This window comes from Xanthovirga aplysinae, assembly GCF_009711365.1.
Lineage (GTDB): Bacteria > Bacteroidota > Bacteroidia > Cytophagales > Cyclobacteriaceae > Xanthovirga > Xanthovirga aplysinae.
In genome coordinates, this window is the sequence record NZ_SMMB01000400.1 from 1 (window position 1) to 1,418 (window position 1,418).

Here is a 1,418-nt window from a genome sequence, read left to right on the forward strand (position 1 = left end):
GAAATTCCAGAGGGGAAATCAACCTTTAGAGTCTGAAGTGTCTGTTTTTGTAAATCCCGAAAAACGCTTTCAGAAGTTTATGGGAATTGGTGGTGCTATTACCGATGCTAGTGCCGAAGTATTTGCTAAGTTACCAGAGGAAAAGCAGGTGGAGCTATTGAAAGCTTATTATGACCAGGAAAAAGGGATTGGTTACTCTTTAGCTCGAACTACTATTCATAGTGCCGACTTTAGTAGTGGGAGTTACACTTATATTGATGAGGGTGACAAAGACCTGAAAACTTTTAGTATTGATCACGATAAAGAATTTCGTATCCCTTTAATTAAAAAAGCGATAGCTGCAGCGGGTGGTGAATTGCTATTGTATGCGAGTCCTTGGAGTCCTCCTGCTTTTATGAAAAGCAACAACAATATGTTGGAGGGAGGTAAACTTTTACCAGAGTACTATGATACCTGGGCAAAGTATTTTTCAAAATTTATTAAAGCTTATGAAGAAGAAGGGATGCCTGTTTGGGGAGTAACCATACAGAATGAGCCAATGGCTGTGCAGCGTTGGGAATCCTGTATTTTTACAGCAGAAGAAGAAAGGGATTTTCTTAAGAATCATTTGGGTCCTATTTTGGAGAAAGAAGGGCTAGGTAATAAAAAAATTGTGGTGTGGGATCATAATCGTGATTTGATCACCCAACGTGCAAACACTATTTTTTCTGACCTGGAAGCAGCTAAATATGCGTGGGGAATAGGTTTTCACTGGTATGAGACTTGGGCAGGAGGTGAGCCTATGTTCGATAACTTGGATAATGTAAAAGAGTCATTTCCTTCTAAAAACTTATTGTTTACAGAGGGTTGTGCAGAAAGTTTTGACCCAAACCATTATGAGTACTGGCCAAATGCTGAAAAATATGGTCGTTCCATGATCAATGATTTTAATAAGGGTACAGTGGGGTGGACCGATTGGAACATCTTGTTGGATGAAAAAGGAGGCCCAAATCATGTTGGGAATTTTTGTTTTGCTCCTGTGCATGCTGATACACGAACAGGTGAATTGATTTATACACCTTCCTATTACTACATTGGTCACTTTTCCAAATTTATTCGGCCAAATGCTCAAAGAGTTAGTACAACAAGTAGTAGAAGTCATTTGTTAAGTACATCATTTATTAATGAAAATGAAGAAATGGTGACCGTGGTAATGAATCAAAGTGAAGGAAATATTGACTACAATTTGTTTGTAGGTTCGGAAAAAGCAGAGGTGACCATTCCTGCCCATTCTATCCAGACTTTATTGTATTAAGGATTATTTCTCATTAATTGATAAAAGAGTTAAAACCATTTTTTTGGTTTTAACTCTTTTCAAAAGTTCTTCTCTTTTTATTGCTCGCCTCACTACTTTTCTCCACTATCGGCTTGATTTATTT

At 37.7% G+C, this 1,418-nt stretch carries 1 protein-coding gene; it reads left to right on the forward strand.

What is annotated here, in order from left to right:
- The coding region (locus E1171_RS01400) for a glycoside hydrolase family 30 protein (RefSeq protein ID WP_155203345.1) at positions 1 to 1,294 on the forward strand (1,294 nt) is incomplete at its 5' end.
- Positions 1,295 to 1,418: the final 124 nt, after the last annotated feature.